This is a genomic window from Kitasatospora sp. RG8 (genome assembly GCF_017813315.1).
In the GTDB taxonomy this organism is placed as follows: domain Bacteria; phylum Actinomycetota; class Actinomycetes; order Streptomycetales; family Streptomycetaceae; genus Kitasatospora.
In genome coordinates this window covers 17,976-39,889 of sequence record NZ_JAGIYX010000018.1, presented here as the reverse complement: position 1 = coordinate 39,889, position 21,914 = coordinate 17,976, and the positions used below count along the sequence as shown (strand labels likewise).

At 73.9% G+C, this 21,914-nt stretch carries 22 protein-coding genes; 12 read left to right on the top strand and 10 right to left on the bottom strand.

The features are described 5' to 3' along the window. The first annotated feature begins 213 nt into the window (after positions 1–213). From J5Y04_RS24845 to J5Y04_RS24825, 5 genes are all read left to right on the top strand, one after another. A complete protein-coding gene (locus J5Y04_RS24845) occupies positions 214–1,230 on the top strand; it encodes a helix-turn-helix transcriptional regulator (RefSeq protein ID WP_209414325.1) in 1,017 nt (338 codons plus the stop codon). Positions 1,231–1,598: 368 nt separating this feature from the next. Further along, positions 1,599–2,807 carry a cytochrome P450 gene (locus tag J5Y04_RS24840; protein WP_307853272.1) on the top strand — a complete coding sequence of 403 codons (1,209 nt, stop codon included), beginning with the start codon at positions 1,599–1,601 and terminating at the stop codon, positions 2,805–2,807. Positions 2,808–2,906: 99 nt separating this feature from the next. Continuing rightward, positions 2,907–4,040, top strand: coding sequence for a type III polyketide synthase (locus tag J5Y04_RS24835; protein ID WP_209414323.1), 1,134 nt, complete (start codon positions 2,907–2,909; stop codon positions 4,038–4,040). Positions 4,041–4,146: 106 nt separating this feature from the next. Next, entirely contained in the window at positions 4,147–4,722 is a 576-nt protein-coding gene (locus J5Y04_RS24830) for an NUDIX domain-containing protein (protein WP_209414322.1), read from the top strand. Between the two features lie 232 nt (positions 4,723–4,954). Next, positions 4,955–5,374: an SHOCT domain-containing protein gene (locus J5Y04_RS24825; protein WP_209414321.1), complete on the top strand. Its 420-nt coding sequence runs from the start codon at positions 4,955–4,957 to the stop codon at positions 5,372–5,374. Between the two features lie 79 nt (positions 5,375–5,453). On the opposite strand, the gene J5Y04_RS24820 is transcribed toward J5Y04_RS24825, so the two are convergent. Next, complete coding sequence (locus tag J5Y04_RS24820; RefSeq protein ID WP_209414320.1) at positions 5,454–7,979, bottom strand: Tex family protein; 2,526 nt, start codon at positions 7,977–7,979, stop codon at positions 5,454–5,456. A 66-nt stretch (positions 7,980–8,045) separates the two neighbouring features. Continuing rightward, the gene (locus tag J5Y04_RS24815; RefSeq protein ID WP_209414319.1) at positions 8,046–8,624 is read right to left on the bottom strand and encodes a hypothetical protein; all 579 of its coding nucleotides are present in this window, start codon (positions 8,622–8,624) and stop codon (positions 8,046–8,048) included. Between the two features lie 66 nt (positions 8,625–8,690). Here J5Y04_RS24815 and J5Y04_RS24810 point away from each other — a divergent pair, with 66 nt between their 5' ends. After that, entirely contained in the window at positions 8,691–9,599 is a 909-nt protein-coding gene (locus J5Y04_RS24810) for an aminoglycoside phosphotransferase family protein (protein ID WP_245205374.1), read from the top strand. Positions 9,600–9,755: 156 nt separating this feature from the next. After that, on the top strand, positions 9,756–9,908 hold the full coding sequence (locus J5Y04_RS24805; protein ID WP_209414318.1) for a hypothetical protein: 153 nt from the start codon (positions 9,756–9,758) through the stop codon (positions 9,906–9,908). Positions 9,909–9,922: 14 nt separating this feature from the next. On the opposite strand, the gene J5Y04_RS24800 is transcribed toward J5Y04_RS24805, so the two are convergent. Together J5Y04_RS24800 and J5Y04_RS24795 are read right to left on the bottom strand one after the other, a co-directional pair. After that, positions 9,923–10,561 (bottom strand): tetratricopeptide repeat protein, encoded by a 639-nt coding sequence (locus tag J5Y04_RS24800; RefSeq protein ID WP_209414317.1) that lies wholly within the window; start codon positions 10,559–10,561, stop codon positions 9,923–9,925. An 86-nt stretch (positions 10,562–10,647) separates the two neighbouring features. Next, entirely contained in the window at positions 10,648–11,499 is an 852-nt protein-coding gene (locus J5Y04_RS24795; protein ID WP_209414316.1) for an LLM class flavin-dependent oxidoreductase, read from the bottom strand. 254 nt (positions 11,500–11,753) lie between these two features. Here J5Y04_RS24795 and J5Y04_RS24790 point away from each other — a divergent pair, with 254 nt between their 5' ends. After that, complete coding sequence (locus J5Y04_RS24790) at positions 11,754–12,485, top strand: tyrosine-protein phosphatase (RefSeq protein WP_209414315.1); 732 nt, start codon at positions 11,754–11,756, stop codon at positions 12,483–12,485. An 82-nt stretch (positions 12,486–12,567) separates the two neighbouring features. Here J5Y04_RS24790 and J5Y04_RS24785 read toward each other — a convergent pair whose 3' ends face one another. The 3 genes from J5Y04_RS24785 to J5Y04_RS24775 form a co-directional block, all read right to left on the bottom strand. Continuing rightward, complete coding sequence (locus J5Y04_RS24785) at positions 12,568–13,731, bottom strand: sensor histidine kinase (RefSeq protein ID WP_209414314.1); 1,164 nt, start codon at positions 13,729–13,731, stop codon at positions 12,568–12,570. A 52-nt stretch (positions 13,732–13,783) separates the two neighbouring features. Next, on the bottom strand, positions 13,784–14,350 hold the full coding sequence (locus J5Y04_RS24780) for a hypothetical protein (RefSeq protein ID WP_209414313.1): 567 nt from the start codon (positions 14,348–14,350) through the stop codon (positions 13,784–13,786). 404 nt (positions 14,351–14,754) lie between these two features. Continuing rightward, positions 14,755–15,696, bottom strand: coding sequence for a pentapeptide repeat-containing protein (locus J5Y04_RS24775; protein WP_209414312.1), 942 nt, complete (start codon positions 15,694–15,696; stop codon positions 14,755–14,757). Between the two features lie 268 nt (positions 15,697–15,964). On the opposite strand from J5Y04_RS24775, the gene J5Y04_RS24770 reads away from it, so the two are divergent. Continuing rightward, on the top strand, positions 15,965–17,689 hold the full coding sequence (locus J5Y04_RS24770; protein WP_245205371.1) for a DUF2079 domain-containing protein: 1,725 nt from the start codon (positions 15,965–15,967) through the stop codon (positions 17,687–17,689). 85 nt (positions 17,690–17,774) lie between these two features. Here the strand turns inward: J5Y04_RS24770 and J5Y04_RS24765 are convergent, their stop codons facing one another. The 3 genes from J5Y04_RS24765 to J5Y04_RS24755 form a co-directional block, all read right to left on the bottom strand. Next, positions 17,775–18,650: an SGNH/GDSL hydrolase family protein gene (locus tag J5Y04_RS24765; RefSeq protein ID WP_209414311.1), complete on the bottom strand. Its 876-nt coding sequence runs from the start codon at positions 18,648–18,650 to the stop codon at positions 17,775–17,777. A 408-nt stretch (positions 18,651–19,058) separates the two neighbouring features. Next, the gene (locus J5Y04_RS24760) at positions 19,059–19,511 is read right to left on the bottom strand and encodes a DUF3291 domain-containing protein (protein WP_209414310.1); all 453 of its coding nucleotides are present in this window, start codon (positions 19,509–19,511) and stop codon (positions 19,059–19,061) included. A 10-nt stretch (positions 19,512–19,521) separates the two neighbouring features. Beyond that, the gene (locus J5Y04_RS24755; protein WP_209414309.1) at positions 19,522–20,025 is read right to left on the bottom strand and encodes a helix-turn-helix domain-containing protein; all 504 of its coding nucleotides are present in this window, start codon (positions 20,023–20,025) and stop codon (positions 19,522–19,524) included. 97 nt (positions 20,026–20,122) lie between these two features. Between J5Y04_RS24755 and J5Y04_RS24750 the strand changes: the two genes are divergently transcribed. Genes J5Y04_RS24750 through J5Y04_RS24740 form a run of 3 tightly spaced genes read left to right on the top strand, consistent with a single transcriptional unit; the run spans position 20,123 to position 21,867 of the window. Then, positions 20,123–21,337 carry a pyridoxal phosphate-dependent aminotransferase gene (locus J5Y04_RS24750; RefSeq protein ID WP_209414308.1) on the top strand — a complete coding sequence of 405 codons (1,215 nt, stop codon included), beginning with the start codon at positions 20,123–20,125 and terminating at the stop codon, positions 21,335–21,337. Positions 21,338–21,358: 21 nt separating this feature from the next. Beyond that, positions 21,359–21,523, top strand: coding sequence for a hypothetical protein (locus tag J5Y04_RS24745; protein ID WP_209414307.1), 165 nt, complete (start codon positions 21,359–21,361; stop codon positions 21,521–21,523). Positions 21,524–21,534: 11 nt separating this feature from the next. Beyond that, complete coding sequence (locus J5Y04_RS24740; protein ID WP_148645715.1) at positions 21,535–21,867, top strand: YnfA family protein; 333 nt, start codon at positions 21,535–21,537, stop codon at positions 21,865–21,867. Positions 21,868–21,914: the final 47 nt, after the last annotated feature.

Genomic DNA, 21,914 nt, shown 5'->3' with positions numbered 1-21,914 from the left:
CCGCCGGCCGTACACCCCACCGCCACCCGCCGTCCGCCGGCCGCGCCGACCGTGCCGGGCCGGTGCCCGGACCCCCGTACCGGGCACCGGCGTCGGACCCATCCTGGCCGCCGGACCGGGCCCCCGGCCAAGGGTTTCGGCGCTCGCCTAAACCCCCTGCTGGACGCGGTGCACACCCTGCGGGAGACTCAACGGAACTGCTGGGGAGGGCCGTTGCTCCGTATCCACTTCACCGCCGATGATCTCGCCCGGGTCCGGGTCGCCCCGACCCTCGGCCCCCTGAGCGAGGCCTTCCTCGGCCTGCACCAGCTCACCGGCCGGAACGGCTGCCCGCAGTTCCGGCCCTGGCGCCGGCTGTTCTCCCGGACGCTCGGCGACGGCCTCCGGCCCCTGGCCTCGCTCAGCCCCCATCTGGACATCGGCACGCTCACCAAGCGGGACACCACCGTCGAGGGCGGGCTCGACCACCTGCTCGGCACCCCCGACCGGACGTTCCGGCTGGAGGTCGCCCACATCGCCACCGCCCGCACCGATCCCCGCTGGCACACCGCCCTCCAGCAGGGCGACCTGCCCGCCCGCCGTCTGCTGGCGGACTCGCTGGCGGCCTGCCACGACCTCACCGTCGGCCCGCACTGGGGCCGGCTGCGCGCCCGGCTGGACGCGGTCCGGGCCGAGTACGGGCGCACCCTGGTGGACGGCGGCGTCGAGCAGTTGCTGGCCACCGCCCACCCGCAGCGGATCCGCTGGCGGGCCCCGGTCCTGGAGGTCGACTACCCCAGGGACGGCGAGGTCCACCTCGAAGGCCGGGGGCTGGTCCTGGCCCCGGTGGTCTTCCTCCCCGATCCTCCCGTGCTGCTCACCGACGGCCAGGACCCGCAGGCGCCGCCCACCCTCGCCATCCCGGCCGTCCGCGACGTCCTGACCGCCGCCGCCCTGTGGAGCGAGGAGGGCAACGGCCCCGGACGCCACTCGCTCAACGCCCTGCTCGGCCGGACCAGGGCCGCCGCCCTGGACGCGGTCTCGGCGGGCTGCACCACCACCGAGCTGGCCCTCCGGCTCAACGTCTCGCCCGCCTCCGCCAGCCAGCACGCCACCGTGCTGCGCAACGCGAACCTCATCACCACCCAGCGCCGCGGCGGCGCCGTCCTGCACACCATCACGCCGCTCGGCATCGACCTGCTCAACCGCACCACCACCGCCCGCGCCCCGGAGCGGGCCGCCCAGGTGTAACGGGCCGCCCCGGTGTAGCGGGCTCCGCCGGGCAGGCGCGCCGCCCGGCGAGGCGCCAAGGCCCCCGCGCCGGCGGCGTGTCCGGTGCCGCCGCGGTTCGACCACGGCCCGGACGCCGGCCGACCGGTGCCCGGGCCGCCCGCCCCCGGGGCCGGGCCGACTCCGCTTCCCCTCGGCCCGACTCCCTCCCCCCGTCCCAACTCCCTTTCCCTGCAGCACATATCGCATGACAATCGGCTATCTCGCTCGATCGAGCGAACAATCCGGTGTATCCGGATTTCCGCCGCCGGATGGGGGAACATCAGCACGTCCGCGCCCGAACGAACCAACGTCCGGGCGGTACCGAATCCGGCCACTTGGATCAGCCCGTGACTACCTCCGCCCCCGTGTGGGACTGCCCCTTCAACCACACCGAAGGCCTGGAGTTCGACCCCCTCCTCAAGCAACTGCTGCTCGCCGAGGAGCGGATCACCAGAATCCGGCTGCCGCACGGTGAGGGCGAGGCCTGGCTGGCCACCCGGTACGAGGACGTCCGCGTCGTCACCACCGACCGGCGGTTCAGCCGCGCGGCCGGAATCGGCCGGGACCTCCCCCGGATGACCCCCGCCCCGATCGCCCAGGCCGAGGCGATCAACCTGATGGACCCGCCCGCCCACAACCGGCTGCGCCGGCTCGTCGCCAAGGGCTTCACCAACCGCCAGGTCGAGCGGATGCGCCCGAAGACGCAGCGGATCGTCGACGGGTACCTGGACGACATGGAGGAGCACGGCTCCCCCGCCGACCTCGTCCACCACCTCTCCGGCCGGCTCCCCATGACCACCATCTGCGAGATGCTCGACATCCCCGAGCAGGACCGCGCCGGGCTGCGCGGGCACGCCGTCGCGATGATGACCATGGGTCCCGGCAGCGGCGACGGCCAGGAGCGCGCCAAGGCGGCGCTGCGCGCCTACTTCTCCGAGCTGACCGCCGCCCGCCGCCGCGACCCGGGCGAGGACCTGATCAGCGCGCTCGCCACCGCACGGGACGACGAGGAGCTGCTGGACGACCAGGAGCTCGCCGTGATGGCCATGGTCCTGCTGGTCACCGGCCACGACACCAGCACCTACCAGCTCAGCAACATCACCTACACCCTGCTCACCCGCCCCGAGCAGCTCGCCAAGCTCCGCGCCCGGCCGGAGACGCTGCCGCGCGCCCTGGAGGAGCTGCTGCGCTTCATCCCGTTCCGCCAGGGCGTCGGCATCGCCCGGGTCGCCACCGAGGACGTCGAGCTGGGCGGTGTCCTGATCAGGGCCGGCGAGGCCGTGCACGTCTCCTACCTGGCGGCCAACCGCGACCCGGCGGTGTTCGAGCGGCCCGACGAGCTGGACCTCGACCGCGGCACGGCGAACCACATGACCTTCGGCTACGGCACCCACCACTGCGCGGGCGCCCACCTGGCCCGGATGGAGCTCCAGGTCGCCATCGGCACGCTGCTGCGCCGCTTCCCCGGGCTTCGGCTGGCCGTCCCGGCCGCTGAGCTGGACTGGCGGACGGGCTCGATCTGGCGCTACCCGCGCACCCTGCCGGTCGCCTGGTGACCTCCCCGCCGCACCGCCCCGGCGCCCGTCCACCGCACCCGTAGGCCAATGCCCGCGCGGCCGCCGGCCACGCGGGTCACCAGGGGAGACCTCACACCCATGGCAACACTCTGCCGTCCCGCCATCGCCGTACCCGAACACGTCATCACCCTCGACCAGACCCTCGACCTGGCCCGCTCCCTGCACGCCGGCCACCCCCAACTCCCCCTCGCGCTCCGGCTGATCGAGAACACGGGGGTGCGGACCCGGCACCTGGTCCAGCCGATCGACGAGACCCTGCGGCACCCCGGCTTCACCACCCGCAACGCGGTCTACGAGCGCGAGGCCAAGCTCCGCGTCCCCGAGGTGGTCGAACGCGCCCTCGGCCACGCCGAGTTGTCCGCCCGGGACATCGACCTGATCGTCTACGTGTCCTGCACCGGCTTCATGATGCCCTCGCTGACCGCCTGGCTGATCAACACCATGGGCTTCCGCTCCGACACCCGCCAGGTGCCGATCGCCCAGCTCGGCTGTGCGGCCGGCGGCGCCGCGGTCAACCGCGCGCACGACTTCTGCCGCGCCTACCCCGGCGCCAACGTCCTGATCGTGGCCTGCGAGTTCTGCTCGCTCTGCTACCAGCCGACCGACCTCGGCGTCGGCTCGCTGCTCTCCAACGGCCTCTTCGGGGACGCGATCGCCGCCGCGGTGATGCGCGGCCGCGGCGGCACCGGTGTGCACGTCGAGCGCAACGGCTCGCACCTCGTCCCGCACACCGAGGACTGGATCTCCTACGGCGTGAAGGACACCGGCTTCCACTTCCAGCTCGACAAGCGCGTCCCGGGCACCATGGAGATGCTGGCCCCGGCCCTGCGCACGCTCGCCACCGAACACGACTGGGACGTCTCCGGGCTCGGGTTCTACATCGTGCACGCCGGCGGCCCGCGCATCCTGGACGACCTCTGCCACTTCCTGGACCTGGAGCCCGCCGCGTTCCGGTTCAGCCGGGCCACGCTGACCGAGCGCGGCAACATCGCCAGTGCGGTGGTCTTCGACGCGCTGGCCCGCCTCTTCGCGGAGGGGGACGTCGCCGACGGCACCCACGGTCTGATCGCCGGCTTCGGCCCGGGCATCACCGCCGAGATCTCGCTGGGCAGTTGGGTCGGCGCCCCGATCGAGGCGGCCATTCCGCACCGCCCGCGGGTCCTCGACACCGTCGACCGGCAGCCGAAGTTCGGCGTCCCGGCCGTGACCTGACGACCCGGCGGACCAGTCGCCGGGCCTGCGGAACGGCCTGTGGAACAGCCTGCGGAACGCTCTTCGGGACGGGTCGGCGAAGGCCCGGGCGGACTATGATCGGCAGATGACGGACACCACCGAAAGAGCCGGCGGACTGACCGACCTGCCCGCCCGGTTCCCGAAGTTGCACGCGCCGCAGTACTGGGCCTGGGGGCAGTTCGACGCCCGGTTCTCCACCGCGCTGCCGCCGGACGAGCTCGTCACCAACGTCCACCTGGTGGGGTTCACCGCCGAACGCATCGTGCTCTGCCGGGACGACCGCGACCACTGGTTCCTGCCCGGCGGCACCCGGGAGAGCGGTGAGTCGATCGCGTCCTGCCTCGTCCGGGAGCTGAAGGAGGAGGCCGGCGCCCGCCTGCTCGGCGAGCCGGTCTGGCTGGGCGCGCACCGCTGCGTGACCGACAGCCCCGAGCCGTACCGGCCGTGGCAGCCGCACCCCGAGAAGGCCTGGCTCTGGGGCTGGGCCGAGGTCGCGGTGGACTCCGTGCCGACCAATCCGGACGACGGCGAGCAGGTGGTCGAGGTGCGGGCGGTCGAGCCGGCCGAGGCTCAGCGGCTGCTGGTCCGCAGCCACGAGGCCTGGTGGGGCGAGCTGGTCGGGCTCGCCGTCGAGCTGCGGGGGCGGGCCGCCGCGGGCTGAGCCCGCACCCCGGCCGCCACAGGCCGAAGGCGCGCACCCTCACGACGCACGCCCCTCACCACGCCACGCCCCTCACGGCACGCACCACGCCCCCCGGGGCGGCGGACTTGTCGGGGCCGAGGACACACCCGCAGGGGCCGAAGATCACCGGGATGGCCGAACAACGCGGCGCATTGTCCGATATGCGGTGATATGACTCTTTTGAACTCGGGTCTGCACCGACGGGAGCGTCATGGACAACTATCCGCTTCTCAACATCTTCTGGACGATGCTGGAGCTGTTCCTCTGGATCCTCTGGTTCTTCCTGCTGTTCAAGATCATCACCGACATCTTCCGCAGCGAGGACCTCGGCGGCTGGGGCAAGGCCGGCTGGCTGATCCTGGTGATCCTGCTGCCGTTCCTCGGCGTGCTCGTCTACGTGATCGCACGCGGCAGGTCGATGGGCGAGCGCGACGTCGCCCAGGCGCAGAAGAGCGAGGCCGCGTTCAAGGCGTACGTCCGTGACGCCGCCGCCGACACGCCAGGGGCCGGCGGCGCGGGGGGCGGCGGCCGCAGCCACGTGGACGACCTGGCCAAGCTGGCCGACCTCAAGGCCAGCGGCGCCATCAGCGAGGAGGAGTACCAGAAGGCCAAGGAGAAACTCCTGGTCTGACGCGTTCCGGGCGTGACGGACGGCGGCGGGCCGGTGGACGTGCAGTCCACCGGCCCGCCGCCGTCGTACGTCCGCGGGCTCAGCGCCGCCCGGAGCGGCGGCCGCCCTCGGAGCCGGAGCCGCCGCCGGTCAGCCCGGCCCGGCGCAGCGCGTCCGCCATGGCACTGTTGGCCGGCGCGGCCTGGCCGCCCGCGGCGGAGCCACCGCCCGAGCCACCGCCCTGCCCGCGGCGGTCCTGGCGCGGCGGGCGCCCCTGCCGGGCCCCCCGGTCGCCGCCGCGGTCGTTCCCGCGGTCGCCCCGGTCGTTCCCGCGCGGCCCGCCGCGGTCGCCGCCCCGCTCGCGCCCGACCTCGTCGTCCAGCCGCAGGGTCAGCCCGATCCGCTTGCGCGGCACGTCCACGGTCGTCACCCGGACCGTGACGATGTCGCCGGGCTTGACCACCTCGCGCGGGTCCTTGACGAAGGTCTTCGACAGCGCCGAGACGTGCACCAGTCCGTCCTGGTGGACGCCCACGTCCACGAACGCGCCGAAGGCCGCGACGTTGGTGACCACGCCCTCCAGCACCATGCCCACCTCCAGGTCGCCGATCTTGTCGACGCCCTCCTTGAAGGTCGCGGTGCGGAACGCCGGGCGCGGGTCGCGGCCCGGCTTGTCCAGCTCGCCGAGGATGTCGGTGACGGTCGGGATGCCGAAGGTGTCGTCGGCGAAGTCGCCGGGCCGCAGCGCCCGCAGCGCGGTGCCGTTGCCGATCAGCCCGCGCAGCTCCCCGCCGGTCGCGGCCAGGATCCGCCGCACCACCGGGTACGCCTCCGGGTGCACGCTGGACGCGTCCAGCGGGTCGTCGCCGTCCGGGATGCGCAGGAAGCCCGCGCACTGCTCGAAGGCCTTCGGGCCGAGCCGGGCGACGTCCTTGAGCGCCCTGCGGGTGCGGAACGGGCCGTTGGCGTCCCGGTGCGCGACGATGTTGTCGGCGAGCGTCCCGGTGATGCCGGAGACCCGGGTCAGCAGCGGCGCGGAGGCGGTGTTGACGTCCACCCCGACCGCGTTCACGCAGTCCTCGACCACGGCGTCCAGCGAGCGGGAGAGCTTCACCTCGCTCAGGTCGTGCTGGTACTGGCCGACCCCGATCGACTTGGGGTCGATCTTGACCAGCTCGGCCAGCGGGTCCTGGAGGCGGCGGGCGATCGAGACCGCACCGCGGATCGACACGTCCAGCTCCGGCAGCTCCTGCGAGGCGAACGCGGAGGCCGAGTAGACCGAGGCGCCGGCCTCGCTGACCATCGCCTTGGTCAGCTTCAACTCCGGGTGGCGCTTGATGAGGTCCTCGGCGAGCTTGTCGGTCTCCCGGGAGGCGGTGCCGTTGCCGATCGCCACCAGGTCGACGGCGTGCTTCTCCGCCAGCGCCGCCAGGGTGGCGATCGAGGCGTCCCACTTGTTGGCCGGCTGGTGCGGGTAGATCGTGTCGTGCGCGACGACCTTGCCGGTGGCGTCCACGATCGCGACCTTCACGCCCGTCCGGAAGCCCGGGTCCAGGCCCATCGTGGCGCGGGTGCCCGCCGGGGCGGCCAGCAGCAGGTCGCGCAGGTTGGCGGCGAAGACGCGCACCGCCTCGTCCTCGGCCTCCTGGCGCAGCCGGCCGCGCAGGTCGATGCCGAGCCGGACCAGGATCCGCGTCCGCCACGCCCAGCGCACGGTGTCGCCGAGCCACTTGTCGGCCGGGCGGCCGTGGTCGGCGACGCCGAAGCGCGCCGCGATCCGCTGCTCGTAGTCGCTCCCGCCCGGGAGGTCGCCGGCCTCCTCACCGTCGTACGGGGAGAGGTCGAGGTCCAGCACCTCCTCCTTCTCGCCGCGCAGCATCGCCAGGATCCGGTGCGAGGGGAGCCTGGTGTAGGGCTCGGCGAAGTCGAAGTAGTCGGCGAACTTGGCGCCTTCCTGCTCCTTGCCGTCCCGGACGGTGGCGACCAGCCGGCCCCGCGTCCACATCCGCTCGCGCAGCGAGCCCACCAGGTCCGCGTCCTCGCCGAACCGTTCGACCAGGATCGACCGGGCCCCCTCCAGCGCGGCGGCCGCGTCCGCCACCGACTCGTTCAGGTACGCCGCGGCGAGCGCGGCCGGATCCTGCGCCGGGTCGGCGAGGAGCGTGTCGGCCAGCGGCTCCAGGCCGGCCTCACGGGCGATCTGCGCCTTGGTGCGCCGCTTCGGCTTGTACGGCAGGTAGATGTCCTCCAGCCGCGCCTTCGAATCGGCGGCCAGGATCTGCGCGCGCAGCGCGTCGTCCAGCTTGCCCTGCGACTCGATCGACTCCAGGACGGCGGTGCGGCGCTCCTCCAACTCGCGCAGGTAGCGCAGCCGCTCCTCCAGCGTGCGCAGTTGCGTGTCGTCGAGCGAGCCGGTGACCTCCTTGCGGTACCGGGCCACGAACGGCACGGTCGCCCCGCCGTCCAGCAGCTCGACCGCCGCCTTCACCTGCCCGTCGCGAACGCCCAGCTCCTCGGCGATCTTCCGCTCGATCGCCTGCTGGGCCTGCTTGGCCGCCTGTTCGACTGGCGTGGTCACTGAGCCGGTCACCTTCTCCAGAGTTGCTGTCCCCGTATGTCCCTGCATTCTGGCACTGCCCGGTGACGGCTCCCGGCCGCGCCCGTGCCCGCCGGGCGTGGCGCGGGCCGCCGTTCACTCGTCGACGGTCGGTGACGGGCGGCCGTCGTCGGCGATCCGGATCAGGTGGGTCCGTCCGAGGCCGGTCACCAGGCGCAGTTGGTCCGGCCCGACCCAGACGAGCTCCTTGATGCCGTGGCGGTCGATGTCCGCGACCTGCCAGCGGCGGACGCTGAGGCCCGAGCCGTCGTCGACGTAGACGTAGGAGTACGGGTCCGGTCCGAGCCCGGCCGTCCCCTCCTTGACCACCAGACGGCGGTCGAGCCGGCCCGGTGCCGCCTCGGTGCGGGTCGTCTGGAGTTCGTCCGAGAAGACGCCGGCGAGGAGCCAGAGCGGCACGCTCCCCACGATCAGCGTGAGCACCACGGCACCGAGCGCGCTGCGGAACCAGCCGTGCGAACGCCCGAGGACCAGCGCCACGAAGAGCAGCACCAGTGCCGACGTCCCGAACAGGAGGGGCTCGTCGAGCCACTCGCGCAGGACCAGCAGCCCGCCCGAGCGTGCGTTCACCCGGCCCACCACGGCGGCACCGGCCAGCGTGGCCGATCCCCCGAGCGACCCCGACATGACCCAACGGTCCCATCCGATCGTCATGTCACCACTCAATCATGTTCGAAATTCACCCAACTCGCCGCTCCACCTGGCGGTACAGTGCCGGGCATGTGCGCTGCCGCTCGGATGCACAACCACCCGCACGACGACGAACCGGACATCGACGCCGCCCTGGTCCGGCGGCTGCTCGCCGCCCAGTTCCCGCAGTGGAGGGGGCTGACGCTCGAACGGGTGCCCTCCGCCGGGACGGACAACGCCATGTTCCGCCTCGGGCCCGAACTCGCCGTCCGGCTGCCCCGGGTGAGCTGGGCCGCCGACAGCGTCGCCCGTGAACAGCAGTGGCTGCCGAAGCTGGCCCCGCACCTGCCGCAGCCGATCCCCGAACCGATCGCCCACGGCCGGCCGGCCTCCGGCTACCCCTGGGAGTGGTCGGTGCTGCGCTGGCGCGGCGGCGCCAACCCGGTCGTCGGCTCGGTCACCGCACCCCTGCGGCTGGCCCAGGACCTCGCCGCGTTCGTCAGCGCGCTGCGTGCGGCCGACCCGGCCGGCGCCCCGTCGTCCTCCCGCGGCGTCCCGCTCGCCACCCGGGACGCCGCTACCCGGGCCGCGATCGGCCGGCTGACCGGGACGATCGACACCAGAGCGGCAACCGCCCTCTGGGACAAGGCCCTTCAGCTCCCCGAACCCACCGCCCGGCCATCCTGGATGCACGGCGACCTCTCCCCCGGCAACGTCCTGCTGGCCGACCAACACCTCGTCTCCGTCATCGACTTCGGCCTGATGGGTGTCGGCGACCCGACCGCGGACCTCATCGTCGCCTGGAACCTCCTCCCCGCCCCCGCCCGCCCCGTCTTCCGCTCCGCGCTCGCCGTCGACGACGCCACCTGGGAACGCGGCCGCGCCTGGGCGCTCTCCATCGCCCTGATCCAGCTCCCCTACTACCGCAGCACCAACCCCTCACTGGCCGCCAACTCCCGCCACGTCATCCGCGAGGTGCTGGCCGACCGCAGCGTCTGAGGATCACGGTCGGGGAGCCCCCCGGAGGGCGGTTCCCCGGCCGGCCGGCTCACGTGCCCGCACTTCGACGCCTATGCCGACGCCCGCGTCGGCGTCTCCGCCGTGGCCTCTGCCGGCGTCACTGCCGATGCTTCCGGCATCTCCGCCGCTGCCGACGTGGCGGTGATCAGCCGGGCCAAGGACTGGGCCGTCCTGCTCAGTCTCTCCCTCATCGGCATCGGCCAGGCATGGGAACGCGGCCTGGCCGGCGGGCAGCCGCACTGGGGACGGGCGGGGCGGGAGGCGCTGGACCGCGTCCTGGCCGCCTGACCGGCGCCCGCCCCTCAGCCCAAGGCCGCGCGCGCCTCGTCCACCGACCGCAGGACGGCCCTCGCGTCGGCTCCTGCCGCGAGGGCGGCCGCCTCGTCCAGCAGCGCGAGCGCGTCACCGGGACGCCCCTCGGCGGCGGTGAGGTACGCGAGCCCGACCAGGTTGGCGGCGACGCCCGCGGCGAAGCCGAGGTCGCGCCGCAGCCGGGTGGACTCCTCCAACAGGGCGCGGGCGTCCGCCAGTTCGCCGGCCATGTGGGCGGCGATGCCGAGGTGGCGCAGGGCGTAGGAGAGCGTGCGGTTCTCGCCCGCCGCGGTCGCGAGCTCGCGCGAGCGGTGGAGGGCGGGGAGGGCGGAGTCGTGGTCGCCCTGGACCACCTGGTGGTAGACGCCGGTCCAGAACTCCGCCTCGGCCTCGCCCGGCTGGTCACCGAGGGCGTGGTAGAGCCGGGCGGCCCGCTCGAAGAACACCAACTCGTCCGTGTCGGCGGTGCCTTCCTGAAGGTGGCGGGCGTGGAGAACACGGCCCCGGGCGAGCGAAAGGTCCGCCTCGACGGCGTCCAGCTCGCGTCCGGCGACCGGAAGGGCCTCCGTCTCGCCGCCGAAGGTGGCACGGTCGCAGAGCAGTTGGGCCCGTTCGATTCGTTCGTCCATGGCCCTGAGCCCATGTCGCCGAGCACGGCGGCGGGTCGCAGCCCCGGGCGGTGCGCAGGGAGCGTACCGCCCGGGGGCGCCGACCGTCAGAACAGCGCGTCGGCGAGCCGGTCGACCTGGGCGGCATCCGAGGCCCAGCAGTACAGCACCACCTCGTCGGCCCCGATCCCGCGGTATCCCTCCACCGCGGCCCGGATCGCCTCCGGCGTCGTGAGCAGGCTGTTGGCCATGTACTCGGCGCGGCCGGTGAAGGCGTAGTAGTCGTGGAGGTTGCGGCGGGCGCTCTCGCACGTGGCCTCCGGGCCGAGTGCCACCGACGCCTGGGCGACGAGCCGCGGCCGGCCGGGGCGCTCGTGCCGCTCCCAGGCCGCCTCGACCTGCCGGTACAGGCCGTCCATGGTCTGCGGCGGCAGCGCCGCGCCGAGGAAGCCGTCCCCGAACCGGCCGACCCGCTCGATCGCCGCCGGCGCGAACCCGCCGAACAGCACCTCGGGGCCGCCCGGCGTCGCGGGAGCGGGCCCGATCGGGCCGACCCCCTCGCCGTACGGCGCACCGGACCAGGCCCGGCGCAGCAGTTCCATCTGCTCGTCGAGCCTGCGGCCGCGACGGCGGAGGTCGATGCCGGCGGCCAGGCAGTCGTCCTCGCGTCCGCCGATGCCGATGCCGAGCGTGAACCGCCCGCCGGAGAGCCGGTCGAGGGTCGCGGTCTGCTTGGCCAGCAGGGCGGTGTTGTGGTGCGGTGCGATCAGCACCTCCGTCTGGACCCGGATGCGGGACGTCGCTCCGGCCAGCGTGGCGAGCGCGACCAGCGGCTCGGGGTTGTCGTACACCAGCCGGTCGAGCAGGCCGATCGTGCTGAACGGGCCCGCGTCGGCCTGCCGGGCCCAGGTCAGGAGCTGGGCGGGGTCGTCAACGGGAAGGCCAAGGCCGATCTTCATGGGGGGAAACCTCCGGAGGGCATGCCGAATCTGCGTGCCGCCCCTCCGTAGCACCGCGCGCTGTGCGCGGGCCTGCTCCCGTTCTGCGGCTTTCGTTCCAGAGAGCGTTCATCTCGTCAGAGTGGCACCACCGTACGCATGTTGACCGGCGTCGGGCAACCCGTTTTCCGGAGCGAGGAGCCGGGCGTGGCGCCTGCGCCGGTCCGACGACCACGCCGGGGGCCGACGAAGGATGCGCTCGATAGGGTGCGGGCATGACACGCCACATCGCCTTCGACGCACTCTGCAACTTCCGTGACCTGGGCGGCTATTCGACAGCTGACGGTCTTTCGACGCGCTGGGGACTGCTCTACCGGTCGGACTCGCTCGGGAAGCTCTCCTCCTCCGCCGACCTGGAGCGGTTCCGGGAACTCGGCATCGGGACCGTGATCGACCTGCGCTACCCGTGGGAGATCGCCCGCCGGGGGCGGATCGCCGAGCTGGACGGGGTGGCCTACCACAACCTCTCGATCGAGCACCGGCCGTACGACCAGGCCGAGATCGACCCGGGGCTGGACCCCTGGCGCTACCTGGCCGACCGGTTCGCCGAGGTGGCCGAGGACGGGGTGGTGGAGATCCGGGAGGTGCTGGAGTTGATCGCCACGGCCGACCGGCCGGTGGTGTTCCACTGCGCCTCGGGCAAGGACCGCACGGGGCTGATCGCCGCACTGGTGCTGACCCTGCTCGGGGTCTCCGAGGACGACGTGGCCGCGGACTTCGCGCTCACCGAGCTGGCCACCCCGCGGCTGGTGGCCGAATGGCACGCCGCCAACCCCGGGCGCGAGCTGCGCTGGCCGGGCTTCGGGCGCGCACCGGAGACGGTGATCCGGCTCGCGCTCGCCGACCTCACCCGGGCCCACGGCTCGGTGCGTGCCTACGCCACCGGCAAGCTCGGCATCGACGAGGGACTGATCGGCGACCTGCGCGCGCGGCTGCTCGCGGAGTAGCCGGCCGCCGGGCCGGGACGGGCCCGGCCGGGGTGCGCCGGCCTCGGCAGGGACGGAACGGTCCGCACGGCCCGACGCGTTGTCACGCCCCCGGCGAAGGTGCCGGCTCCGGGGAGAGCGGCAGCGTGGCGGCGACCCGGAAGCCCGAGCGGTACGGCGTGGCGGTCAGCTCCCCTCCGAACAGCGCGATCCGCTCGGCGAGCCCGATCAGCCCGTGGCCGGTCGACAGCTCCCGCCGGGCCTCGGGCCGGCGGCCGGCGCCGTCGTCCACCACCTCGACCTTCAGGACGTCGGACCAGGTGATCCGCACGGCCGCGCGGCTGCCGGGCCCCGCGTGCTTGGTGACGTTGGTGACGGCCTCCTGCACCAGCCGGTAGGCGGTCAGGTCGAGGCTGTCGTCGAGGCGTACCGGCGTGCCGCTCACCTCCAGGTCGATCACCACCCCCGCCCGCCGGACGTCCTCCAGCAGCGGCGCCAGGTCCGCCAGGCCGTGCCGGACGGCGTGGTCGAGGGGTGCGTCGGCGGTCCGCAGCAGCCGGAGCATCCGGCGCAGTTCGGCCATGGCGCTCCGGCCGAGGTTCTCGATGTGGGTGAGCGCCTCGGCGGTGCCGGCCGGATCGGCGGGCGCCGTGGCCCGGGCGGTCTCGGCCTGGAGGACGATGACGGCCACGGCGTTCGCGACGATGTCGTGCAGCTCGCGGGCGATCCGGGTGCGCTCGGCGGCGACGGCCTGGCGGGCCCGGGCGAGTTCGCGCCGGTCGTGCTCGGCGGCGGCCGCACTGGCCCGGCTCCAGCGTCCGACACCCCAGGCGACGGCCGTCACCGGCAGGTAGAAGGCGAGGTCCACGATGAGCACCGGGGTCGCGTACCCGGGTGGCTGTCCGGACACGGTGTACCAGGTGTCCAGGGAGGCGGGGACGAACGCGAGGGCGAGGGTCGTCAGGGCCGCGGCCCGGCGACACTGGCGGGCCACCGTGTAGAGGGCGATGAGGAGTCCGAAGTACGGCGTGAACCCGAAGTGCGTGCTGATGGTCAGCGCGTCGCCGACGACCGCGACCGCCCAGACGACCGCGAACACCGCGACCGGCCACCGGCGCCGGAAGGTCAGTGCGACGACCTCCGGCAGGGCCAGGGCGATCTGCAGCAGGCGATCCGGCCAGGTCGTCCCCGGCACGACCGGCGTGCCGAAGTAGAACAGCTCCGGGATGACGACCGCCAGCGCCAGTGCGGCGTCCTGGAGGCGCACGGACTGCACCCACCTGCGCTGCCCGGCCCGCACCACGGTGTCCGCCTCCTCGTCAGGGGGTCCCGCCCGGGCGCTTCTCGTCCGGGACGATGCGGACGCAGCAGCTCGTCGAGGGGCAGCAGACCCCCTCGATGAAGATCGCGACATCGGCTGTGGCCGCGGCGAGCCACCAGGCCTCCGGCGGCGGCGCGAGGGCGTCCGGCGGGCGGGCGACCGGATAGCCGAGGTCGGCGTACGCGGCCCACAGGTCACCCCGGTGGCGCAGCACGCTCTCGGTGAGTCCGTCCCGGGTGATGTCCGGGGCGGCCTCGGTGTGCCGCGACGGCCGGACCAGCGGCAGCACGGCGGCGGATGCCCGGATGCCGTCCACGACGAGCGCGGCCAGGTTGAGCCCGGCCGCCGGGATCGTCTCGGCGCCCCCGCCCGGGTCGGGTGATTGGGAGATCCGGACGAGGAACCGCCGCCAGGGGTCGCCGAGCACCACGGGTGGGTCCGGGACCAGGACGGTGGTCGTTCCGGTCAGGAAGCCGTGGGCGAGGATGTCGCCCGGCCTCCCGCCCGGTTCGCGGAGGAGCACCGTGGCACCGACGGAGGGATTCCGGGTCGGTTGGTCGTTCATGGTGGAGGGTTCCCAACTGGGTGTGGGCGTCGGCGAGACCTGGCCGAGGAGTCCGGACCATCGTCACGCGCCCGCCGCTCCACGCCCGGACGAGCGGGCTGTGCGGGTGGGCCGGCTCCGATTCCGGCCCGTTCTCGGGGGACGCCTCCACCGTCACCCCTTCCCGGTCCCGGACGCATGGGCCCCAGGTCCCGGTCACGCCCCCGATACGGCGAGTGACGATCCCGGAGGGCCGCCGGGGCCGGGCGGCGGGCGGCGGCCGGGCCCGGCGTCCTGCTCAGCGCGGGCTCGACTCGGGCTCCACTCGGGCTCGACTGGGGCTCGACTCGGCTCGACTGGGGCTCCACTCGGTCCGCAGGCTCAGCGCGGGCTCAGTGCCACCGTGTGCTCACGGCAGCGTGGCCTCAGCGGCGGGGCTTGCCCTGGCCGGAGCCCGGCTGGGGCTTGCGCGACCGGTGACGCCCGCCCTGGGGCCGACGGGCCGAAGGGGCCGACGCGGCTGCCGTGGCGGGCCAGTGGGCGGGGCGGGTGAGCGTCTCCGGCAGGCGGGTGGTGGCGTCGCCGCGGGCGGCGTTGAGCTGGGCCTGGGTGAGGAAGAGGGCCTCGGTGAGGTCGGCGCCGGTGAGGTTGGCGTCGCGCAGGTCGGCACCGACGAGGTCGGCGAGGCGCAGGTCGGCGCCGGAGAGGTCGGCGGCGACCAGCAGCGCGCCGCGCAGGTTGGCACCGCGCAGGTCCGCCCCGCGCAGGCGGGCGCCGAACAGGTCCGCGCCCCGGTGCTCGCGTCGGCGGGGCACCGCAGCGCGGACGAGTTCGCTCGCCTTGAGCAGCAGCTCGGCCACGGCCTGCCGGTGGGCGGGGACGTCGACCGCGAGGATCTCCTCGGGGGTGCCGGCGGCGAGCCGTTCGGTCTCCGCCAGGGCCCGCCGCAGCTCGGCGTGGACGGGGCGGGCGGGGGCGAAGGTGAGCGCCTCGGTGAGGTACCAGAGCAGCTCGTGGAGCTGGCGTACGACGGGGAACACGTCGAACATCCGCTTCGCGCTCGCCGGCTCCTCCCGCCAGCTCCGGCCGCCGAAGGTGACCTGCGAGACGTGCTGGCCCGCACCGAAACAGTCGTACACGGTGCAGCCCTGGAAGCCCCGGTCGCGCAGTTGGGCGTGGATGCCGCAACTGAAGTCGGTCCGGAGGTTGCGGCACGGGGTGCCGGCCGGCTTGTCGACGGCGAAGTCGGCGCCGGCGGCGAACGGCAGCGCGGCGCAGCACAGCCCGAAGCAGTTCCCGCAGTCGGAGAGCAGGTTCAGCGGCGCGGGCGCGGAGGCGGCCGGGGAATCAGGCGTGGGCTCGGTCACTGTGCTGCTGGTCCTCCGTACTCCGGCGGGACCCGGCCGGTCCGGTCCCCGGTAGAGCGTACCGACACCATCGTCGCGTCCGCGGCGGGCCGGGAACCGGGGGCCGGGTCACGGCGGTCCGTTAGTGTGGTCGGCCGGTGTCGGTGCAAGTCCGGAACGGTCCGGAGCGGATCCGGTGCGGGTCCGGAGCGGAACCGGGGGCACCGGAGACACCCGGAGCAAGCCGATCACGACCCCGGTCGGCAACCGATCAGTGGAGGAAGCAGGCATGTCCCGGCACGACGTGACGGCGTACCCGGACACCGAGGGAACCCAGGGCGCCGAGGGAACCCAGGGCACCGAGGGAACCCGGGGCGCCGAGGGAATCCGGGGCACCGACGGCACCGGGCCCACCAGGGCCGGTGGAGCCGCTGAGGCCACCGAGGCCGGTCCCGCCCGGGCCGGCGACGCTCTCCGCCTCTCCCCCCGGGCCCGCACCGCCGCCCTCACCCTGCTCTGCTTCGCGGTCTGCCTCGGCATCGCCGCCCAGCAGTGGACCACCCTCCAGCTGGGCGGGTTCGACCTGGGCATCTTCGACCAGGGTGTGCGCGGCTACGCGCACTTCGGCTTGCCGGTGTCGTCGCTGAAGAGCTTCCACCACGCGTTCCCCCCGGGCTTCTCCCTCCTCGGCGACCACTTCTCGCCGGTGATCGCGCTGATGGCGCCGCTCTACTGGATCTGGGACGACCCGCGGTCCCTGCTGATCGGCCAGGCCCTCTGCTTCGCCGCCGGGGTGCCGCTGATCCGGCGGGTGGCGGACCGCTGCTTCGCCGACGCAGACCCGCGCACCGCCCGCCGTGCCGCCGACCTGGCGGGGCTCGCGTACGGGCTGGGCTGGCCGCTGCTGGTGGCCTCGCGCGGCGGGTTCCACGAGGTGGCGTTCGCCGTGCCGCTCACCCTGCTGATGCTGGAGCGCGGGATGGCCCGCCGCTACGCCACGGCCGCGCTGGCGGGGCTGCTGCTCTGCTGCACCAAGGAGGACATGGGCCTGGCGGTCGGCGCGTACGGGTTGGTGCTGCTGCTGCGGGCCCGCCGGGACGAGGACCGCGAGCGCCGCCGGCAGAGCGCCCGGTGGGGCACCGGCTTCCTGGTGGGCGGTCCGCTGGCCTCCGCCGCCGCGATCGCCTGGCTGATCCCCGCGATGGGCGGGGCGCCGGGCTACTACTGGAACTACCAGTCGCTGGGCACGGACGGCGGCGACGCGCTCTCCCACGTCCTCCGGGACCCCACCCTCCTCGTCTCCGCGCTCTTCGACGCACCGCTGAAGCCGCTGCTGCTGCTCTGGATCTTCGGCACCCTGTTCCTTCTCCCGCTCCGCTCGGCGACGGTGCTCTGCGCCCTGCCGCTGCTCGCGGAGCGGGTGCTGTCCAGCAACCCGAACCACTGGTCGATCGCCCGGCACTACGACGCGTTCCTCTGGCCGATCCTGCTGGTGGCGGCGCTGGAGGTGCTGGGCCGCCACCACGGCCACGCGCTGACCCGCCGGCTCGGTGTGGCGGCGGCGGCCGTGACGGTCGTGGCGGCGCTGCCGCTGGGCGCGGCGAACCTGTTCGTCCCCGCCTACTGGCAGCCCAAGCCCAGCGAGGCGGCGCTGCTCCGGGGCGCCGGGCAGATCCCGGACGGCGCCACGGTCGAGGCCGACAACCAGGCCGCGCCGCGGCTCTCCGCCCGGACCGACGTCGTCCTGGTGGACGAGAAGCCGCGCGGCCGCGAGTACGTGCTGATCCGCTCCGACAAGCGGGCGTTCCCCTTCAAGACGGACCGCGAGCAGGCGGCCCGGATCGAGCTGCTGCTGGCGCACGGCTACCGGCAGATCTGGTCCGAGGGCGGCGTCGTGCTGCTGCACCGGGAGGGCTCCGAGCCGGTCCCCGGCGAGGAGGTTCCCGGCCCGGACAGCACCCCGTACCAGGACGAGGTGCCGTCCGACGTCGGCCACAACCTCTTCCGGGGCTGACCGGCGCGCCACCTGCCCGCCGGCCCCGCCGGACGAGCGCCCGCCCCGACCACGCGGGCCCCTCGGACCTAGCCCCTCGGACCAACTAGTGGTCGGACGGCTCGTACGGGAGCAGTTCGGCGCGCTTCGGGGGCCGGCCGTCACCGGACGAGCGGCCGGTGAGGCGGCGGCCGAGCCAGGGGCCGAGGTGGGTACGGGCCCAGCGGGCGTCGGCGGCCAGCTTCTCGGAGCGGCCGCGCGGCGCGGCGGCCGGCAGCGGGGCGCGCCAGTCGAAGGAGGCGGGCCGGCCGAGCGACTCCAGTACGGCCTCGGCGACCCTGCGGTGGCCCTCGGGCGAGAGGTGGAGGCGGTCCTCGGCCCAGAGCCGGCGGTCGTCGAAGCAGGGCGCGGAGAACAGGTCGACCACCGCGATGCCCGGATCCTGGCCGAGCTCGTGCACGAAGGCCTTCATCCGCAGGATCGCCGGGAGCAGCCGGGCACTGCCGGCCATCCTGCGGGTGGGGTCGGTACTGGTGAACATCACCACGGTGGCGCCGGTGGCGCGCAACGCGGCCGCTGAGCGGCCGAGCAACTCCTCGACCCGGGCGATGTCGCAGCGCGGGCGCAGCACGTCGTTGAGGCCGCCGGCCAGGGTGACCAGTTCGGCGCCCATCGCGGTGGCGGCGGGAACCTGCTCGTCGTGGATCTGTCCGATGAGCTTGCCCCGGACGGCGAGGTTGGCGTACCGGAAGGCGCCGGCGGGCTGCTCGGCGGCGAGGCGGTCGGCGACCCGGTCGGCCCAGCCGCGGTACTGGCCGTCGGGGAGCAGCTCGTCGCACATGCCCTCGGTGAAGGAGTCCCCGACGGCGACGTAGCCGGCGTATCCGGTCCGACCGGTCCGGCCACCGGGAGCGGCGTGAGCGGGCTCTCCGGTGGGCGTGGTGGGCACGCTGGGCGCGCTCTTCTCCGCTGTGTTCTCCATAGCCCGACGATCGTACGCGCAGGGCCCCGGCGTGCGACGGCGGGGCTCGTCCGCTTCCGGCCCGGACGGGTTCGCGTCGGCACGACCGCATCGAGGGGACCGCAGCAGCACACCGCATCAACGCGACCGCTCATCGACCACCGATCACCCGTTTATCGGTGCCCGGCACTGTGATGCGACCTCACCGCCCGCTCCCCGGGCCCCGGCCACGGCCCCGGGCAGCCCGGAGGCAGGAGCGTGCGGTGCGCGCGTGCGCGGCGTTCGAGCCGTCGGCGCGGGGCCACGACCGGCGACGGGGGTGCCGGTCGTGGCCCGGGCCACGACCCGGGCCTCGCCCGGCCGCCACCGGTCCGGCCCGGCCGGGTCCGACCCCGCGCACCGCGCACCGCGCACCGCGCACCGCGTCCGTCAGACCGCCGGCGGCTCGAACAGCGTCCTCATGGTGAACGCCTCCGGGGTCGGCCCCTCCGCCCGCAGCAGGGTGAGCTTCTGCTGGGCCTCCTGCGGAGTGGGGCGGTGACCCACCGGCACCCACCAGAGGACGGTCATCGCCTCGGTGGGGCGGGCGAACCACTCGCGGCGGCGTCGCATGACCGCCCGGTGTTCGGGGTGGTAGACGTAGGCGCCGAGCGCCTTGGGGTCCCGCCAGACGGAGAGGTTGACCAGCAGCCACTCGTCGTCGAAGATCCGGAATCCGGTGGCGTAGCCGCCGTCCTCCTTGAGGCGCCAGACGAAGCCGTCGGCGTCGTCGGCCAGGGCGTTGACCCGTCCGAGGGCGGCGACGAAGCCCGCGAGCAGCGGACTGTCGACGGGTTCGAGCATCCGCGAGATGTTCACCTGGGCGAGTTCGTAGGACGTCACCCGCTGAACGCTAACCCGCCGCCGCCACCGTGTCCGCGGCCGTCCCACGCCCGGCCTCCGTCACGGCGCGCCCGGCCTCGGCCCCGTGCGATCCCTGTGCCCCGTACGGTCCCTGCGCCCCGTGCGGTTCCTCCGTCCCGAACCCGCCCGTGGTGCCGGTGACCCAGTGCGCCCGCACCGCGTCCGTCGGCCGCTGCTCGCCGAGGGCGCCGAGGCCCCAGACCCCCAGCGCGTCGACCACCTGACGGAGCGTCGCGCCGCGCTCGGTGAGCTCGTACACGGTGGCGTTGGCGGGCCGTTCGAGCCGGCGGCGCAGGACCAGGCCCTCGCCCTCCAGCTGCTTGAGCCGCGCGGCGAGGATGTCGGTGGAGACGCCGGGCAGGTCGGCGTGCAGGTCCGTGTAGCGGCGCGGGCCGGCCAGGAGTTCACGGACGATCAGGAGGCTCCAGCGCTCCCCCACCGCGTCCAGGGCGCGGGCGACGGCGCAGTACTGGTCGTAGCTTCGGCGTGACATGTGGATCAGCATAGCCAAAAGGTTGGACTTTCCAAGTGCTTACTTGGTAGAACAAAGTAACCATGAACCATGCGGGGTGACGGTCGGGAGGCCGCAGATGGAGTTTCGGCAGTCCAGCAAGCTGACGGACGTGTGTTACGAGATCCGGGGCCCGGTGGTCGACCGGGCCAACGCCCTGGAGGAGGCCGGGCACAGCGTGCTCCGGCTGAACACCGGGAACCCGGCGACGTTCGGCTTCGAGGCGCCGGAAGAGATCATCCAGGACATCATCCGCAACCTGCCCAACGCGCACGGTTACAGCGACTCCCGCGGCATCCTGCCCGCCCGCCGCGCCGTCGTGCAGTACTACCAGCAGCGCGGCGTCAACGGGGTCACCGTCAACGACGTCTACCTCGGCAACGGCGTCTCCGAGCTGATCCAGATGGCCGTCACGGCGCTGGTGGACGACGGCGACGAGGTGCTCGTCCCGATGCCGGACTACCCGCTCTGGACGGCCGTGGTCCGGCTGGCCGGCGGCAAGGCGGTGCACTACGCCTGCGACGAGGAGGCGGAGTGGTACCCCGACCTCGACGACATCGCGGCGAAGATCACCGCCCGCACCAAGGCCATCGTGGTCATCAACCCGAACAACCCGACCGGCGCGGTCTATCCGAAGGAGCTGCTGGAGGGCATCCTCGAACTCGCCCGCCGGCACCACCTGATGGTCCTCGCGGACGAGATCTACGACAAGATCCTCTACGACGGCACCGAGCACCACTGCCTGGCCGCCCTCGCCGACGACGTGCTCACCCTCACCTTCAACGGCCTCTCCAAGTCCTACCGGGTGGCGGGCTTCCGCAGCGGCTGGCTGGTGGTCTCCGGGCCCAAGCAGCTCGCCGCCGACTACCTGGAGGGGCTGACCATGCTCTCCGGCATGCGGCTCTGCCCCAACGTCCCGGCCCAGTACGCCGTGCAGGCCGCACTCGGCGGCCACCAGTCCATCAACGACCTCGTCCTGCCCGGCGGCCGGCTCACCGAGCAGCGCGACGTCGCCCACAAGGCGCTGAACGAGATCCCCGGCGTCAGCTGCGTCAAGCCCAAGGGCGCGCTGTACGCGTTCGCCAAGCTCGACCCCGCCGTGCACAAGATCGTCGACGACGAGCAGTTCGTGCTGGACCTGCTGCTGCGCGAGAAGATCCACGTCGTCCAGGGCACCGGCTTCAACTGGCCCCGCCCGGACCACTTCCGCTTCGTCACCCTCCCCCGCGCCGACGACCTGGAGACGGCGATCAACCGCATCGGCCGCTTCCTCACCACCTACCGCCAGGTCTGACACCCCGCCGCGGGGCCCCGGATGCACCCCTGGGCCCCGGGCGGCACCCCGGAGGCCGCGCCGGCGCGCGCGCTGATCTCCAAGGCGCTGGAGCGCAAGGACGAACCCCCGGCCGTCCTGGAGGAGTACGCCGTCCTGGAGGAGTACTACGGCCCGTCCTACGGGGGCGACCCCTACGGCTCGTAGGCTTGGCGCCCATGACCGTCCTCCGCTCCGCCGCCCTGTTCGCCCTCGCCGCGCTCGCCGAGATCGGCGGCTGCTGGCTGGTCTGGCAGAGCGTGCGCGAGTCCCGGCCGTGGTGGCTGGCCGGGCTCGGGGTGGTGCTGCTCGGCGGGTACGGCTTCGTCGCCGCGCTCCAGCCGGACAGCCACTTCGGCCGGGTGCTGGCCGCGTACGGAGGCGTCTTCGTGGCCGGCTCGCTGCTCTGGGGCGTGGTGGTGGACGGGTTCCGGCCCACCCGCTACGACGTGGCCGGGGCGCTGATCTGCCTGGCCGGGGTAGCCGTGATCATGTACGGACCCCGGCGCTGAAGGACTGACCGACCGGCTCCGCACCCGTCCGGCCGTCCGGGTGCCGG

Coding starts and splice junctions, on each gene's coding strand:
- J5Y04_RS24790 (WP_209414315.1), top strand. CDS start 11,754: ATGACACGCCACATCGCCTTCGACGCACTCTGCAACTTCCGTGACCTG.
- J5Y04_RS24770 (WP_245205371.1), top strand. CDS start 15,965: ATGTCCCGGCACGACGTGACGGCGTACCCGGACACCGAGGGAACCCAG.
- J5Y04_RS24800 (WP_209414317.1), bottom strand. CDS start 10,561: ATGGACGAACGAATCGAACGGGCCCAACTGCTCTGCGACCGTGCCACC.
- J5Y04_RS24745 (WP_209414307.1), top strand. CDS start 21,359: ATGCACCCCTGGGCCCCGGGCGGCACCCCGGAGGCCGCGCCGGCGCGC.
- J5Y04_RS24765 (WP_209414311.1), bottom strand. CDS start 18,650: ATGGAGAACACAGCGGAGAAGAGCGCGCCCAGCGTGCCCACCACGCCC.
- J5Y04_RS24780 (WP_209414313.1), bottom strand. CDS start 14,350: ATGAACGACCAACCGACCCGGAATCCCTCCGTCGGTGCCACGGTGCTC.
- J5Y04_RS24755 (WP_209414309.1), bottom strand. CDS start 20,025: ATGTCACGCCGAAGCTACGACCAGTACTGCGCCGTCGCCCGCGCCCTG.
- J5Y04_RS24825 (WP_209414321.1), top strand. CDS start 4,955: ATGGACAACTATCCGCTTCTCAACATCTTCTGGACGATGCTGGAGCTG.
- J5Y04_RS24835 (WP_209414323.1), top strand. CDS start 2,907: ATGGCAACACTCTGCCGTCCCGCCATCGCCGTACCCGAACACGTCATC.
- J5Y04_RS24830 (WP_209414322.1), top strand. CDS start 4,147: ATGACGGACACCACCGAAAGAGCCGGCGGACTGACCGACCTGCCCGCC.
- J5Y04_RS24795 (WP_209414316.1), bottom strand. CDS start 11,499: ATGAAGATCGGCCTTGGCCTTCCCGTTGACGACCCCGCCCAGCTCCTG.
- J5Y04_RS24740 (WP_148645715.1), top strand. CDS start 21,535: ATGACCGTCCTCCGCTCCGCCGCCCTGTTCGCCCTCGCCGCGCTCGCC.
- J5Y04_RS24750 (WP_209414308.1), top strand. CDS start 20,123: ATGGAGTTTCGGCAGTCCAGCAAGCTGACGGACGTGTGTTACGAGATC.
- J5Y04_RS24820 (WP_209414320.1), bottom strand. CDS start 7,979: ATGCAGGGACATACGGGGACAGCAACTCTGGAGAAGGTGACCGGCTCA.
- J5Y04_RS24810 (WP_245205374.1), top strand. CDS start 8,691: ATGTGCGCTGCCGCTCGGATGCACAACCACCCGCACGACGACGAACCG.
- J5Y04_RS24815 (WP_209414319.1), bottom strand. CDS start 8,624: ATGACGATCGGATGGGACCGTTGGGTCATGTCGGGGTCGCTCGGGGGA.